The following is a 15,651-nucleotide window of genomic DNA, read 5'->3' as shown; positions in this document are numbered from 1 at the left end:
TATAATAGCTATTTAATGTATTTTTAATATTTTTTTTGATAATATTATATAATTGTTTGCTAATTTATTTTCATATAAATAACATTTTTTTTTTATTAGTAATTGTGATCTTTTAATCACAGAAAAATAATTTTTGTTATTAAAATTAAATTTTATAATTGATAATTCATATTTAAATATTCTATGTTTTAAATATTTTATTCTTTTTCTTACATCTATTGAATATTTACTATTAGGATATAATTTTATTAAATATGAAAAATAATTTAAAGCTTTTATAGCATAAATTGGGTTTATGTTATAATTTACGTAAGGTAAAAATAATAAAAACTTTTTTTGGTCTAATTTCATATTTATAACACCTTTCATATATATAAAATAATCTATTTTGTTAGTTTTTGTATTTAAAAAAGGTAATGTTTTATTTATTATTTCATATGCTTTATAAAAATTTGATTTTAAATAATATTTATTAATTAAATTTATTTGTTGTTTATAATTTATTATTTCTTTTTTTTCTTTATTTTTTTTATATATTTTATTTGTGTTATTATTTATAAAAATTTTTTCATGTAATTTATTTATTTCATTAGCATAACAAAAATTTAAAAATAATATATTTATTAATATAATTTTAAAAATTTTTAATATTTTTTTCATTTTAGTATATATTTTTTTTTATTAGGTAAATATATAATATTATATATTTTGTTAAATAAAAAATTTTTTTAGAGGATAAAATGAATTATATAAAAAAAAAAAAAATAATAATACCTAATTTAAAAATAAAACAAAGATTAGATTTAATATTATCTAATTATTTTAAAGATTATTCTCGTTCTTTTTTTAAAAAAATAATTTTAAAAAAACAAATATTAGTTAATAATAATATAATAAAGAAACCAAATACTATGATACATGGAGGTGAAAATATAATTATTAATTTTATAAAAAAAAAAAAAGATGTACCTCAAAACATTTTATTAAATATATTATATGAAGATGAAGATATTATATTAATTAATAAACAATGTAATTTAGTAGTTCATCCTGGCATAGGAAACAATAAAAACACATTACTAAATGCTTTATTATACAATTATAAAAAAATAAATAATGTTCCAAGAGCAGGTATAGTACATAGATTAGATAAAAATACTTCAGGAATTATGATAATTGCTAAAAATGTCTTTTCATATAATTTTTTAGTAACAGAACTAAAAATGAGAAGAATTTCTAGAGAATATATAGCAATTGTACATGGTCATCCTAATAAAAAAAAAGTTATAGCTAATAGAATATCTCGTAACAAAAAAAATAGAACAAAAATGTCTGTTTGCACTAGTGGTGGTAAACTAGCTATTACTTATTACGATTTGTTACAAAAAAACATAGACTATTCATTATTACATATTTCTTTATATACTGGAAGAACTCATCAAATACGTGTTCATATGTCTCATATCAATTGCCCATTGGTTGGTGAAAAAATATATACAGGTAAAAAAACTTTTATTAATTTAAAAAAAAAATTTTTTGTAAAGCATGGCTATTATTTTTTTAGACAAGCTTTACATGCAAAATTAATTAAATTTACTCATCCTACTACCAAAAAAAGAATAAAGTGCATTGCTCCTTTACCTTGTGATATGATTTTCTTGAAAAGAAAATTAGGATTTGTTTAAAATGTAAACATTATAAATTTTTACAAGAAAGAATTTTTTCCACCTCTTCTAATGCAATAAAATACCCATTGGTTCCAAATCCACATATAATACCATATGCAATATCTGAAATGTATGATCTTGTTCTAAATTTATCTCTATTATATATATTAGAAATATGGATTTCTATAAATGGTATATTTACTCCAAGTAATGCATCTCTTAAAGAAATACTTGTATGTGTTAGAGAAGCAGGATTAATGATAATAAAATGAACATTTTTATTTGCATTATGAATTTTTTTAATTATCCTACTTTCTGAATTTGATTGAAAATGTTTAAGATTTATCTTTAATTTAATAGATTTTTTTTTTAGTTTATTTATTACTTCATGTAATGTATTTTTGCCATATATATCGATTTCTCTATAACCTAAAAGATTAATATTAGGTCCATTAATTAATAAAACATTATGTTTAATAAACATAAACATTTATCCTTTTTTTAATTTTATTATTAATAATTTTTTAATTTATTTTAAATATTTTTTAGTATATATTAAATTAATATAGTTTAATAATATTAAATATAATTAATATTATTAATTAAAATATAATAAAATAAAATTAATAAGTGAGTTATTATGAATTCCGAACAAGTAACTTATAATTTATTAACGCACAATAACATTAAAAAAACTGATATACTTAAAATTTTAAATTATTTAGTTAATTACAAATTAGATTATGCTGATTTATATTTTCAAGATGTCGTTAAAGAATATTGGTATTTAGAAAATAAAAAAATTAAAGAAGGATTAAGTTGTATAAATAAAGGAATAGGAACAAGAACAATAAAAGGAGAGCAAATAGGATTTTCATATTCTGATCAAATAAATTTGCCTGAATTAAAAAAAAGTGCACATATGGCTTGTACAACTTTAGCTGAATCGAATAAACAAAAAAACATAGAAATAAAATATTTTAATGAGAATATTAATAAAAGATATATAAGTGATAATTTTTTACAAGAAATCACATCTAAAAAAAAAATAGATTTGTTATATGAAATAGATAATTTTGCTAGAAATATTGATAATAGAGTTAAAGAAGTTAAAATTAGTTTAAGCGGTCAATTTGAACAAATATTAATTGCATCTACAGATAATACCTTTTCTTATGATGTTAGACCATCTATAAATTTTTCAATAACAGTGATAGTTGAAGATAATGGAAATATAGAACAAGGTAGAAGCGGAGGAGGAGCACAATCAAGTTATAACTTTTTATTTAAAAAAAATAAAAAAAATATATCTAATGTAAAAAAATGGACTAAGGAAGCAGTCCGTATAGCTATATTAAATTTATCTTCTAAACAAGCTCCTTCTGGTTCTTTACCTGTTGTATTAGGTCCTGGTTGGCCTGGAGTACTATTACATGAAGCTGTAGGACATGGTTTGGAGGGAGATTTTAATAGGTTAAATACTTCTATATTTAGCAATAAAATAGGTTGCAAAGTTGCTTCTAATCTTTGTACTATAGTAGATGATGGTACTTTATATGAAAAAAAAGGATCATTAAATATAGATGATGAAGGTATACAAGGACAATATAATATTTTAATTAAAAAAGGTGTTCTTGTTAAATATATGCAAGATAAAAATAATGCTAGATTAGTAGGAAAAATTTCAACAGGAAATGGTCGTCGTCAATCTTACGCACATTTACCTATGCCTAGAATGACTAATACTTATATGCTTCCAGGATCTTCTCAACCTCAAGATATTATAAATAGTATTGATTATGGATTATATGCCGTAAATTTTAGTGGAGGTCAAGTAGATATTACTTCAGGAAGTTTTGCTTTTTCTACAGCTGAAGCTTATTTGGTCAAAAATGGTGTTATTTTATATCCTGTAAAAAATGCTACTTTAATTGGTTCGGGGTTAGAGGTTATGAATAATATTACAATGGTTGGTAACGATTTAAAAATAGATAATGGTATGGGTGTATGTGTCAAAAATGGACAAAGTGTGCCAGTATGTGTAGGTCAGCCTACCTTAAAAATAAATAAAATTACTGTTGGTGGAACTCATATAAAATAATTACATAATTTCAAAAATGTTGCGGCTTTATTTTTTTAATTAGCCGCAAAAAATTTAAAAATTATAATTTTTCTTTTATTCTAGCCAATTTACCGGTTAATTTTCTTAAATAATATAATTTAGATCTACGAACTTTTCCTGATCTTTTAATAGTAATACTATTTATAATTGGAGAGTGTGTTTGAAAAACTCGTTCAACTCCTTCTCCATTAGATATTTTACGTACAGTAAAAGATGAATTTATCTGTCTTTTTTTTATAGAAATAACTATGCCTTCAAAAGATTGAATTCTTTTTTTTGATCCTTCAATGACCCATACTTTTACATCAACTGTGTCACCTGGGTGGAATATAGGTATATTTTTGTTTATTTGTTCTTTTTCTAATTTCATAATAATATTATTCATATTTTTTCCTATTTTTTTTTATAAAAATATTATTTTTTTTTAATTTAAAATAATATTTTTTTTGTTCTTCATTAAGATTTTTGAATACAATTAACTTTGGTCTTTTTATCAAAGTATTATTCAATGATTGTTTAATTCTCCATTTACGAATTTTTTCATGATGTCCAGATAAAAGAACTTTAGGAACTAACATATTATTGAAATTCTTTGGTCTAGTATAACTAGGATAATCTAATAAACCTGTTTTAGAAAAAGATTCGTTTTTTACGGATTCTTTCTTTGATACAACACCAGGAATTAATCTTATTAAAGCGTCTAATAAAATCATTGCTGGTAATTCACCTCCACTTAAAATATAATCACCTATTGACCATTCTTCATCTATTTCGTATTTAATAATTCTTTCATCAATTCCTTCATATCTTCCACATATTATAATCAAATTTTTATAATTTGATATTTTTGTAATTTCATTTTGATTTAACAATTTACCTTGAGGAGATAAATAAATAACTTTTGTTTTTATATTTTTTTTTTTTTTAATATGATTTATTGCATTAACAATAGGTTCTATAGACATCAACATTCCTGCTCCTCCTCCATAAGGACGGTCATCTACATTTTTATTTTTTTTATTACTAAAATTTCTCAAATTAAAAATATTAATATTTATAAAACCTTCTTTTATAGCTTTTTTTGTAATACCATATTTTGTTATTGCTTTAAACATATTAGGAAAAATAGTTATTATATTAAAAATAATTTTTTTTTTGTTCAGAACACTTATTTTCAAAAATTATAATCCCAATCCACTATGATTATTTTATTTAAAATATTTACTTTTTTTATTACCTTTTTCATTAAAAAAGGAATAAACAATTTTTTGTTTGACGATTCAACAACTAAAACATCATTAGATCCTGTTTCTATTAGTTTTGTAACCATACCTAATTTATTAATTTTCATATTATATACTAAACATTTTATTATATCTTTCCAGTAATATTCTTCATATTTTAATTTAGGTAATTTACTATTATTAATATATATGTTATGTCCAGTATATATTTGAGCTTGATCTCTATTATTAACTCCTTTAATTTTAGCAATCATTTTTGTTTTTTTATAAAATACTATTTTAAGTTTTTGAAAGATGTTTTTTTTTATAATCCATGGTATATATTTAAATATATTGGATTTTTTTTCCATAAATGAATTTATTTTATTATTTCCTAGTAATCCATATGGTTTTCCTATTTTACCTATTATAATATTTTTTTTTGATTTATATATGCTTGACATTTCTAATATCTTTATTAATTTTAATTAATGATTTCACTCTATCAGACATTAGAGCACCATTTTTTATCCAATAAGATATGCGTTCAATATTAATGTATAATTTCTTACTACTTTTATTTATAAGCGGATTAAAAAAACCTACCTTTTCAATAAATCTACCGTTACAAGCAAATCTTTTATCTGCTACCATTATTTTATAAAAAGGTTTTTTTTTAGATCCATGTCTAGCTAAACGAATTACAACCATATTTATTAACCTTTTATGTTAAATTAATTTAAAATACTTAATATTTTAATATTTTTTATTTGAAAAAATTGTTAGGTGTAAAATTTTTTATTTTACTTATAAAACTATTTATTCCATTTTTGTTAATTTTTTTTAACATTTTTTTTATTATATCATATTGTTTAATAACGCGATTTACTTCTTGTATTTTTGTTCCTGATCCATCAGCGATTCTTTTTTTTCTGGATCTTTTTATAATTTTAGTGTTTATTTTTTCTTCTTTGGTCATTGAATTAATTATAGCTTCTGCTTTTTTTAAAACGCTATTATCAAAACTATTTGATTTATTAGTTTGCATATTTTGTGGCAATTTGTTAAACAAATTTTTTATTTTGTTAGTTTTTTGAACATTTTTAATTTGTACTAAAAAATCATTTAAGTCAAAATTGTTTTTTTTATTTCCTTTCTTGTTTTTTTTAATAATATCTACTTTTTCTTTTATTTCTTCTATTATTGATAACATGTCCCCCATACCTAATATACGTGATACTATTCTATCTGGATGAAATTCTTCTAAATCATGTATTTTTTCTCCAATTCCTATAAATTTTATTGGTTTACCAGTAATATACTTGACAGATAAAGCTACTCCTCCTCTAGAATCTCCATCTAATTTAGTTAAAATGATACCTGTAATAGGTAAAACATCATTAAATTTTTTAGAAATATTGAAAGCATCTTGTCCTGTCATAGCATCAATTACAAATAAAGTTTCTTTAGGAGATATTATATTATGAATTTCTTTAACTTCTTTCATCATATAAATATCTGTGTGTGTTCTACCAGCTGTATCTAATAATAATATATCATAAAATTTTTTTTTGGCATAAGATAACGCATTTATTGCTATATTCAATGGTGTGATATTTTTGTTATATTCAAAAATGTCAACATTAGCTTGCAAGGAAAGTGTTTTAAGTTGCTTATTGGCAGCTGGTCTGTATATATCAGTAGACGCAAGTAATATTTTTTTATTTTTTTTTTTAAGAAAATAAGCTAGTTTTCCTAAACTAGTAGTTTTACCAGAACCATGAGATCCAATTAACATAATGGAAGTAATATTTTTTTTTAAAATTCTTAATTTTTTGTTTTTATTACCCATTATTTTTATTAATTCATTTTTTAAAATATTTATTAATTCTTGTCCTGGTGTAAAACTTTGATTAATTTTTATTCCTAATGATTTTTTTTCTACATCTTTTATTATTTTTTTTATTACATTCAATGAAACATCAGCTTCTAATAAAGATATTCTAATATCTCGTAATGTTTTTTGAATATTTTTTTTTGTTAGTCTACCTCTGTTTTTTATATTTTTTAAAGTATTTATTAATTTATTTGTTAGATTTTTAAACATATGTCACTCTGTATTTATAAAGTTATTAAAATTTTTATTTTATATTTTTTATTTATTAAATAATGTTTAAAATATATTTATATAAATATTTTAATTTTTATTTTTGTTGGTTATATAACATCCTATTTTTTTTAAAAAAATAGATTTTTTTTTTAAAATATATAACATATATTGCATATTTTTTGTTTTTTCATGTTCTAAAATTTCTAAATAACATAAAATATATGAAACTTTTTTTTTATAAACATATTTTTTAAGAGCATTTATTTCGAGTTTTAAATTATTAATAAGTATTAATAATTTAACAAAGCTATTTGTTTTTTTTAAAATAGAAAAAATCAATATAGTTTTAAAATTTCCTTTTATATATTTATCATTATTTTTTTTTGATAATATCAAAAATCTTGTGATATTATTTTTATTATATAATAAATTTTTATTTAATATTTTTAAATTATAAATTATACTTCCCTCTTTGTTTCCTATAACAGCACAATGATTAGATTGTTTTTTTAATACTTTTTTCATTGCTTCAGATGTGCTCTTAGATTTTTTTATTTTCCAATGTGGAAAATTACTTAAAAAACTTTTACATTGTTTTATTGGTTGATAATGACTATATATCTTTTTTATTAATAAATAATCAGTATTTTTTGCTGTTAATAAACAATGTTTTATTTTTATTTCTATTTCTGATATTACTTTTAATGTACTATTTTTTAGTAAATTTATACTTTCATGTATAAAACCTGAATTGCTATTCTCTATAGGAATAATGGAATAACTAGATTTATCTTCTTCTGTATTTTTAATAACTTCTAAAAAATTTTTACAACTTTTTAATTTCATATTTTTTTTTTTGTTGTATAAATTAATATATTTACAAATTGCTAAATAAGAATAAGAACCCAAAGGACCCAGAAAAGAAAATTTATCTTTTTTATCATACTTACATATATTTTTATTTAAATATTTTTGTTGTAAGATAATAGAATCTTTTATTATTTTTTTAAAAATTTGTTTTATAAAATTATTATTTAATTTATATTTTTTGCTTTTTTTAGAAATATTTTTAATTACTTCAATTTCTCTTTTTTGATCTCTTAAAAATAAATTATTTTTTTTTTTAATCTTTATTATTTTTTTAGATAATTTTCTTCTTTCATAAATATATTTTATAATTTTCATATCTATAATATTAATTTTTTCTCTTATTTTTAATAAATTTATATTTTTCATATTTAACCAATTTATAAAAAGTTTGTTATAATTATAACAAATTGTATTATTTAAAGATAATTATTTTAATGTTCAATTTTATTGTTTTTTATGATTTATATTAAAAAAAATATTTTTTTTAATATTATATTATTTATTTTGTAATCAACAATCTTCTTTGTCAAATTATAATCTTTAAAAATTAAGACATATATTTTATTATATTTACAAAACTTTGCTTGATAACATAAGGTAAAAAAAATTGAAAACTTTTTCAGCTAACAATAAAACAATAGTTAAAAAATGGTATTGTATTGATGCTACCAATAAAATTTTAGGCAGATTATCTACAATAATATCTACATATTTGATAGGTAAACATAAAATAGAATATACTCCTCATGTTGATACAGGTGATTATATAATCATAATAAATGCTTCTAAAATTATTTTAACCGGAAATAAAAAAAACAAAAAATTTTATTATCATCATACTGGTTATATAGGAGGCATAAAAAAGATATCTTTTAAAAGTCTAATTATTAATAAGCCAAATAGAATAATTGAACATTCAGTTAAAGGAATGATGCCAAAAAATTCTTTGGGAAAAGAAATGTTTAAAAAATTAAAAATTTATTCTGGAAATAAACATAATCATTATTCTAATAATCCTATTTTTTTAAATATTTAAATAATAAAAAGAGAAAATAAATTATGAACATATATGAAAAATATAATAATATTAATTATGGTACTGGAAGAAGAAAAACTTCTTCTGCACGAGTTTTTTTAAAAAAAGGAACAGGATCTATTACGGTTAATAATTGTTCTTTAGAAAAATATTTTGGAAGAAAAACTTCTCGTATGATTGTTATACAACCTATAAAATATTTAGATATTTTGAATAAATTTGATTTTTATATTACAGTAAAAGGTGGTGGTATATCTGGACAAGCAAATGCAATTAGACAAGGTATGACAAGAGCAATAATTAAATATGATGAATTATTTAAATTAGAATTAAGAAAATTAGGTTTTTTAACAAGAGATTCTAGAAAGGTAGAAAGAAAAAAATATGGTTTAAGAAAAGCACGTAAACGACCTCAATTTTCTAAAAGATAAAAAAATAAATAATTTATATTATGAATAGAACTAGCATATTATGCTAGTTTTTTATTATTTGAGTAATAAACATTACTGATGTAAAAAAATGTAAATATCTTTAACTAATTTTTTTATACCTTTTTTATATAATGCTGATATTAAATAATATTTAATTTTTCTTTTTGTATATTTTTTAAGATTTTTTTTTATATAAAAAATATCATTATCATTTTTTAACAAATCTATTTTATTTAATATTATCCATTGATCTTTTAAAAATAGTTTTTTGCTAAATTTATATATTTCTGTTATTATTGTTTTGATATTTTTTAACGGATTAGAATAGTCATTGGGTTGTATATCTACTATATGCAATAATAGTTTACATCTTTCTAAATGTTTTAAAAATTTTAATCCTAAACCATATCCTTGTGATGCGTTATGCATTATGCCTGGTATATCAGCTATAGTAAATTTTTTTTTGTTGTTTTTTAATCTAACCAAACCTAATATAGGATTTAAAGTAGTAAATGGATAAGAATCAATTTTAGTTTTTGCAGTAGATATATTTTTTACAAAAGTAGATTTTCCTGCATTAGGTAATCCTAATGTGCCTACATCTGCTATTAATATTAGTTCTAGTTTTATATATTTATATTCTCCTTTTTTTCCTTTTGTAAAATTTTTAGGTGATTTATTAATAGAAGATTTAAAATGATTGTTACCTAATCCTTTGTACCCTCCTTTCAAAAATAATATTTTTTGTTTGTCTTTTAATATTTCTGATAAAACATTTTTTGTATTAAAATCAACAACTCTTGTACCTAAAGGAACATTTATTATTAAATCTTCTCCCTTTTTTCCAGAACAACATTGTTTACTTCCTTTATTTCCATTTTTTGCTTTTAAAATTTTTTTTGACTTATAATCAGATAAATTGCTTATATTTTTATTTCCATATATCCAAACATTACCACCATTACCTCCATTACCACCATCAGGACCACCTTTAGGTATATATTTTTCTCTTCTAAAATGAACACAACCATCTCCACCATTACCTGCATAAATATGGATGTATACTTCATCAATAAACTTCATTATTAATGTTTTCCCTGTTTTGTGTAATTTAATTATGAAAATTAAAAAATATTAACATATTTACGTTTTTTCTTTCCTTTTGACAAAAAATTAATAACACCATCTTTTTTTGCAAATAATGTATGATCTTTTCCACAACCAACATTTATTCCTGGATGAAATTTTGTTCCTCTTTGTTTTAATATTATATATCCAGATTTTACAAACTCTCCTCCGAAACATTTTATTCCTAAACGTTTTGATTTAGAATCTCTACCATTCCTCGTCGATCCACCTGCTTTTTTATGAGCCATATAAATTTTTCCTAATTAAAATTAATTTTATCTATTTTAACTTTTGTAAAATTTTGACGATGTCCTTGTGTTTTTTTGTAATGTTTTCTTCTTTTAAATTTTATGATTTTTATTTTTTTATTTTTACCATGACTATTAATAATAGCTTTTATATTGATATTTTTTAATAACGGATTTCCAATATTAATATTTTTGTTTTTTACAAACATTAATATTTTCTTAAATATTATAGATTCTCCTATTTGATAATTTAATTTTTCTATTTTAATAATATCTCCTTCTTTTACCTGATATTGTTTTCCTCCAAAACAAAAAATTGCATACATAGTTTAATATCCTATATTTTTATAAAATTATTCTTTATAATATAGTTTATATAAAAATAAAATACAACTTAAAAACAAATATACAAAAATATTTAATAATTTTTTTATTTTATATAAAATATTTTTTTTTAATCAAGTTGTATTTTTAATTTTTTATTATTTATTACTATTTTTAATATTACTTTTTTTATAAAAATTCCATTCTTTTATGGTGAAAGTTTTTATAGAAACAGAATGTATTATTTTTTTTAATATGTATTTAGTTAATGGACCATATACATATTGTTGTCTTTTAAGATGACTCATATTTGTAAATATATCTCCTATAGCAATAATATTTAAATTTTCTTCATTTCCATCTAAATATATTTTTTTAATTTTAGTTTTTTTTATTATTATTTTTTTTATGTCTTTTATTTTCATGTTTTTTATTTAATTATAATTCAATATCTTTTTAATATATATATTATATATATATCAAAATTATTCAATTTGATATTATATTTGTTTTTTATTGTGTTAAATATTTAATTTGTTGCGAAAAATATTAAATTTTATAATATTGTTTATAAATTAATTTTTATAAAAGTTAAAATATTATATATATGTAACATAATGTTGTAATATTATATATTTAAATTAAGTAAATACTAAATATTTTAGTGAGGTATTTAAAATATGAATAGAACGCCTATGACTTTAGAAGGAGCTAAAAAATTAAGAAAAGAATTAGAAAAGTTAAAAAAAATTATACGTCCTCGCATAATTTCTTCTATTGTTACAGCTAGAGAATATGGTGATTTAAAAGAAAATTCAGAATATCATGCGGCAAGAGAAGAACAAAGTTTTTGTGAATCTAGGATTCAAGAAATACAATCTAAATTGTCTACAGCTCAAATAATAGATATAACTAAAGTTCCTAATCATGGAAAAGTTATTTTCGGTTCAACTATAACTATATTAAATTTATCAAACAACATTATATATTCATATAAAATAGTTGGTGATGATGAATCAAACTTTAAAAAAAAGTTGATTTCTATTAACTCTCCTATGTCAAGAGGTTTGATTGGTAAAAAAGAAAAAGATTTGGCGATAATAAAAACACCATCGGGTAATGTTAAATATAAAATATTAAAAATAGAGTATATTTAGTTAATTTATTATATTATCCTATATAAGGAAGAGTTGAAAATATCTCTTCCTTTTACTAAAAAAAATATCATAAAGTTAGTACTTTATATGAAAAATAATAATCGTATTAAAAAAACTAAAAATTGGATAAAAAAACATTTAAAAGATAAATATGTTAAATTAGCACATAAAAATAAATTAAGAGCTAGATCTTGGTTTAAATTAGATGAAATAAACAGAAAAGAAAAATTAATAAAATCTAAAATGACTGTAATAGATTTAGGATGTTCTCCAGGATCTTGGTCAGAATACATTGCAAAAAAAGTAAATGTAAAAAAAAGTCAAATAATTGCTTGTGATATGTTATATATGAAACCTATTCATGGGGTTGATTTTATTCAAGGTGATTTTAAAAAAAAAAACATATACAAACTAATAAAATTAAAATTAAAAAAAAAAGCAAATTTAATTATTTCAGATGCTTTACCTAATTTAACTGGGTGTAAAATTATTGATAACAATAAAATATCAAGTTTATTATTTTCAATATTTAAAATTGCTAATCATAATTTATGCAAAAGGGGTAATATATTAATTAAAGCTTTTAATAATGAAGAATTAAATATTTTTTTAAAAAAAATAAAAAATAGTTTTTTTCAAATAAAAATTAAAAAACCTAAATCCTCCAGATCTACATCATCAGAAGTCTACATTATAGCATTAGGATTTAAAATATAGTATGTTATATTTTACAATAATTTTATTAACATATTTATAATGTGAGGTTAATATCTTGATTGATAAAGCTAAAAAAATTCTTGTTTGTTTAGTAATGTCTTTCATATTTATGTCTTTATTTCATACTTTTGCTTCTCATCAAAATATAAATAAGAAAGTTGATTATTCCACTTTTTTGTCTGAAGTAAGAAAAAGAAAAGTAAGTAAAGCATATATAAATGATAGAGAAATAATTGTTGTTAAAAAGGATCATAGTAAATATAAAACTTATATGCCAATACATGATCCTAAATTACTTGATATTTTAATTAATAAGCATGTGAAAGTTTTCGGTAAAATGTTAGAAGAACCAAGTTTGTTTTTTTCTGTTTTTATATCTTGGCTACCTATGATTTTGTTAACTGGTTTTTGGTTTTTTTTTATGAGGCAAATACATTCTGGTAATGGTGGACGAAGCACAATTTTTTTTGGTAAAAGTAAAGCTAGAATGTTAACTAAAGACGAAATAAAAACTACTTTTTCTGATGTAGCTGGTTGTGACGAAGCAAAAGAAGAAGTTCTTGAGTTAGTTCAATATCTTAGAAAACCTAGCAGGTTTCAAAAATTAGGAGGTAAAATTCCAAAAGGAGTTTTGATGATAGGTCCTCCAGGTACTGGTAAAACTTTACTTGCTAAAGCAATAGCTGGAGAAGCTAAAGTACCTTTTTTTACTATTTCAGGTTCAGATTTTGTAGAAATGTTTGTTGGTGTTGGGGCATCAAGAGTTAGAGATATGTTTGAACATTCAAGAAGATATGCTCCTTGTATAATATTTATAGATGAAATCGATGCCGTTGGTAGACACAGAGGTTCTGGATTAGGTGGAGTTCATGATGAAAGAGAACAAACTTTAAATCAGATGTTGGTTGAAATGGATGGTTTTGATATAAATAAAGGAGTAATTCTTATTGCAGCTACTAATAGACCAGATGTTTTAGATCCAGCATTACTTAGACCAGGTAGATTTGATAGACAAGTATTAGTTGATTTGCCAGATGTTTTAGGAAGAAATCAGATTTTGAAAGTACACATGCGTAAAATTCCTGTTTCACAAAATGTTAACTCTATGGTAATAGCTAGAGGTACTCCCGGTTTTTCAGGTGCTGATTTATCTAATCTAGTTAATGAAGCTGCTTTATTTGCAGCAAGAGAAAAAAAAAATATAGTTTCTATGATAGAATTCGAAAAAGCTAAAGATAAAATAATTATGGGTACTGAAAGAAAATCTATGGTTATGAGTGACTATCAAAAAGAAACTACAGCTTATCATGAAGCAGGACATGTGATAATTGGAAGATTAGTTCCAGAACATGATCCAGTTCATAAAGCAACTATTATACCTCATGGGTTAGCATTAGGTGTTACTATGTTTTTACCAAAAGAAGATAATTTTACTTTAAGTAGAAATAAAATAGAAAGTAAAATTTCTACTTTATATGGGGGTAGATTAGCAGAAGAACTTATTTATGGAGAAAATAGTGTAACCACAGGTGCTTCTAATGATATAAAATTAGCTACAGGTTTAGCTAAAAATATGATTACTAAATGGGGTTTTTCTGAAAAATTAGGTCCTTTATTATATACTGAAGAAGAAGATGAAGTATTTATAGGAAAATCTTCTAACAAAATATCGCAAATTTCTGAACATACCGCTAAAATTATTGATGAAGAAATAAGGGATATAGTAGATAGAAATTATAAACGTGCAAGAAATATACTGAATGAAAATATGGATATTTTACATAAGATGAAAGAAGCATTAGTAAAATATGAAACTATTGATTCTTTACAAATAGACGATTTAATGTCTAGAAAAGATGTTAGACCTCCTAATAATGGTTTTGAAACAATATAGATAATATAATTTTGAATAAAATTTATTTGTTTTATTTTTTTTAAAATTTTTTTCTTTTAACGTTGATTATTTTTTAAATTAATTTTAAAAGAAACTATGGTATTTTTATTTGTAAAAATAATAAATTTATTTATTAACATTATTGTTAAATTTATATATTTCAAAATTCAAATAAAATATATTTTAATTTATATACAAATGGACAAAAATAAATGTACAATATTTTTTTATCTATTTTTATTTTTTCTTCTTTATGTTTAATAATTTTTATAACTCTTGATGTTAGTAAAAGTTCTTTATACAATGATCATTCTAATAACAATAATAAAACTTATAATAATTTATTAAAAATTGGTAAACATAAAAATATATCAAATAAAATATTGGTTTTTCTAACAATTTCTTTTTTTAGTAGTAGTTTAATTTTATCTAATATTCAAAATAATTATAATAAATCATTTTTTTTAGATAAAAAAAACAATGAACAAAAAATATTAAAAAAAAATATCTAATTTTAGTTAAAATAATTTAATTTTTAAACCGAGGTGGTGAAAATGGTAAACACGCTATCTTGAGGTGATAGTTCTCTATATAAGAGTTTTACGGGTTCAAATCCCGTCCTCGGTAAAATTAATAATTTTTTAAATAAATATTTTACATTATGTTTTATTTAAAATTAAAAAAAAATCATAATATGTAATTATTTTTTTTTATTTTTATAAAT

Annotated in this window: 20 protein-coding genes and 1 tRNA gene; 9 read left to right on the top strand and 12 right to left on the bottom strand. The window is 20.8% G+C overall.

Annotated features, from left to right (window positions below):
• Nucleotides 1-12 precede the first annotated feature (12 nt).
• Entirely contained in the window at nucleotides 13-660 is a 648-nt protein-coding gene (bamD, locus tag RJX39_RS01435; protein WP_343192471.1) for an outer membrane protein assembly factor BamD, read from the bottom strand.
• 80 nt (nucleotides 661-740) lie between these two features.
• On the opposite strand from bamD, the gene RJX39_RS01430 reads away from it, so the two are divergent.
• Nucleotides 741-1,685 carry an RluA family pseudouridine synthase gene (locus RJX39_RS01430; RefSeq protein ID WP_343192470.1) on the top strand — a complete coding sequence of 315 codons (945 nt, stop codon included), beginning with the start codon at nucleotides 741-743 and terminating at the stop codon, nucleotides 1,683-1,685.
• A gap of 10 nt (nucleotides 1,686-1,695) precedes the next feature.
• On the opposite strand, the gene aroQ is transcribed toward RJX39_RS01430, so the two are convergent.
• On the bottom strand, nucleotides 1,696-2,151 hold the full coding sequence (aroQ, locus tag RJX39_RS01425) for a type II 3-dehydroquinate dehydratase (RefSeq protein WP_343192469.1): 456 nt from the start codon (nucleotides 2,149-2,151) through the stop codon (nucleotides 1,696-1,698).
• Nucleotides 2,152-2,307: 156 nt separating this feature from the next.
• Between aroQ and tldD the strand changes: the two genes are divergently transcribed.
• A complete protein-coding gene (tldD, locus tag RJX39_RS01420) occupies nucleotides 2,308-3,768 on the top strand; it encodes a metalloprotease TldD (RefSeq protein ID WP_343192468.1) in 1,461 nt (486 codons plus the stop codon).
• A 61-nt stretch (nucleotides 3,769-3,829) separates the two neighbouring features.
• On the opposite strand, the gene rplS is transcribed toward tldD, so the two are convergent.
• The 6 genes from rplS to RJX39_RS01390 all read right to left on the bottom strand — a co-directional run bounded on the left by rplS (nucleotide 3,830) and on the right by RJX39_RS01390 (nucleotide 8,358).
• On the bottom strand, nucleotides 3,830-4,174 hold the full coding sequence (gene rplS, locus RJX39_RS01415; protein WP_343192467.1) for a 50S ribosomal protein L19: 345 nt from the start codon (nucleotides 4,172-4,174) through the stop codon (nucleotides 3,830-3,832).
• Complete coding sequence (gene trmD, locus RJX39_RS01410; RefSeq protein WP_343192811.1) at nucleotides 4,167-4,961, bottom strand: tRNA (guanosine(37)-N1)-methyltransferase TrmD; 795 nt, start codon at nucleotides 4,959-4,961, stop codon at nucleotides 4,167-4,169. Before trmD ends, rplS begins: the two co-directional genes overlap by 8 nt.
• 2 nt (nucleotides 4,962-4,963) lie before the next feature.
• Entirely contained in the window at nucleotides 4,964-5,476 is a 513-nt protein-coding gene (rimM, locus tag RJX39_RS01405) for a ribosome maturation factor RimM (RefSeq protein ID WP_343192466.1), read from the bottom strand.
• The gene (rpsP, locus tag RJX39_RS01400; RefSeq protein WP_343192464.1) at nucleotides 5,460-5,723 is read right to left on the bottom strand and encodes a 30S ribosomal protein S16; all 264 of its coding nucleotides are present in this window, start codon (nucleotides 5,721-5,723) and stop codon (nucleotides 5,460-5,462) included. Before rpsP ends, rimM begins: the two co-directional genes overlap by 17 nt.
• Before the next feature lie 55 nt (nucleotides 5,724-5,778).
• Complete coding sequence (ffh, locus tag RJX39_RS01395) at nucleotides 5,779-7,119, bottom strand: signal recognition particle protein (protein ID WP_343192463.1); 1,341 nt, start codon at nucleotides 7,117-7,119, stop codon at nucleotides 5,779-5,781.
• A gap of 90 nt (nucleotides 7,120-7,209) precedes the next feature.
• Nucleotides 7,210-8,358: a prephenate dehydratase domain-containing protein gene (locus RJX39_RS01390; protein WP_343192462.1), complete on the bottom strand. Its 1,149-nt coding sequence runs from the start codon at nucleotides 8,356-8,358 to the stop codon at nucleotides 7,210-7,212.
• 241 nt (nucleotides 8,359-8,599) lie between these two features.
• Here RJX39_RS01390 and rplM point away from each other — a divergent pair, with 241 nt between their 5' ends.
• Together rplM and rpsI are read left to right on the top strand one after the other, a co-directional pair.
• Entirely contained in the window at nucleotides 8,600-9,028 is a 429-nt protein-coding gene (rplM, locus tag RJX39_RS01385) for a 50S ribosomal protein L13 (protein ID WP_343192461.1), read from the top strand.
• Between the two features lie 23 nt (nucleotides 9,029-9,051).
• Entirely contained in the window at nucleotides 9,052-9,459 is a 408-nt protein-coding gene (gene rpsI / locus RJX39_RS01380; RefSeq protein WP_343192460.1) for a 30S ribosomal protein S9, read from the top strand.
• 72 nt (nucleotides 9,460-9,531) lie between these two features.
• Here rpsI and cgtA read toward each other — a convergent pair whose 3' ends face one another.
• From cgtA to RJX39_RS01360, 4 genes are all read right to left on the bottom strand, one after another.
• Complete coding sequence (gene cgtA / locus RJX39_RS01375; protein ID WP_343192459.1) at nucleotides 9,532-10,542, bottom strand: Obg family GTPase CgtA; 1,011 nt, start codon at nucleotides 10,540-10,542, stop codon at nucleotides 9,532-9,534.
• A 41-nt stretch (nucleotides 10,543-10,583) separates the two neighbouring features.
• Nucleotides 10,584-10,835, bottom strand: a complete 252-nt coding sequence (rpmA, locus tag RJX39_RS01370; protein WP_343192458.1) for a 50S ribosomal protein L27 — start codon at nucleotides 10,833-10,835, stop codon at nucleotides 10,584-10,586.
• Between the two features lie 11 nt (nucleotides 10,836-10,846).
• A complete protein-coding gene (gene rplU / locus RJX39_RS01365; RefSeq protein WP_343192457.1) occupies nucleotides 10,847-11,161 on the bottom strand; it encodes a 50S ribosomal protein L21 in 315 nt (104 codons plus the stop codon).
• 156 nt (nucleotides 11,162-11,317) lie between these two features.
• Nucleotides 11,318-11,584, bottom strand: a complete 267-nt coding sequence (locus RJX39_RS01360; protein WP_343192456.1) for a BolA/IbaG family iron-sulfur metabolism protein — start codon at nucleotides 11,582-11,584, stop codon at nucleotides 11,318-11,320.
• Between the two features lie 255 nt (nucleotides 11,585-11,839).
• Between RJX39_RS01360 and greA the strand changes: the two genes are divergently transcribed.
• The 5 genes from greA to RJX39_RS01335 all read left to right on the top strand — a co-directional run bounded on the left by greA (nucleotide 11,840) and on the right by RJX39_RS01335 (nucleotide 15,554).
• Nucleotides 11,840-12,316, top strand: coding sequence for a transcription elongation factor GreA (greA, locus tag RJX39_RS01355; RefSeq protein WP_343192455.1), 477 nt, complete (start codon nucleotides 11,840-11,842; stop codon nucleotides 12,314-12,316).
• A 33-nt stretch (nucleotides 12,317-12,349) separates the two neighbouring features.
• Nucleotides 12,350-13,033, top strand: a complete 684-nt coding sequence (locus tag RJX39_RS01350) for an RlmE family RNA methyltransferase (protein ID WP_343192454.1) — start codon at nucleotides 12,350-12,352, stop codon at nucleotides 13,031-13,033.
• Nucleotides 13,034-13,088: 55 nt separating this feature from the next.
• Nucleotides 13,089-14,927: an ATP-dependent zinc metalloprotease FtsH gene (gene ftsH / locus RJX39_RS01345; protein WP_343192453.1), complete on the top strand. Its 1,839-nt coding sequence runs from the start codon at nucleotides 13,089-13,091 to the stop codon at nucleotides 14,925-14,927.
• Between the two features lie 212 nt (nucleotides 14,928-15,139).
• On the top strand, nucleotides 15,140-15,439 hold the full coding sequence (locus RJX39_RS01340) for a hypothetical protein (RefSeq protein ID WP_343192452.1): 300 nt from the start codon (nucleotides 15,140-15,142) through the stop codon (nucleotides 15,437-15,439).
• 27 nt (nucleotides 15,440-15,466) lie between these two features.
• Nucleotides 15,467-15,554 (top strand) — tRNA-Leu (locus RJX39_RS01335).
• Nucleotides 15,555-15,651: the final 97 nt, after the last annotated feature.

Source organism: Buchnera aphidicola (Taiwanaphis decaspermi) (assembly GCF_039405155.1).
Classification (GTDB): Bacteria; Pseudomonadota; Gammaproteobacteria; order Enterobacterales; family Enterobacteriaceae; genus Buchnera_M; species Buchnera_M aphidicola_B.
This window is presented reverse-complemented; position numbering and strand designations above follow the sequence as displayed.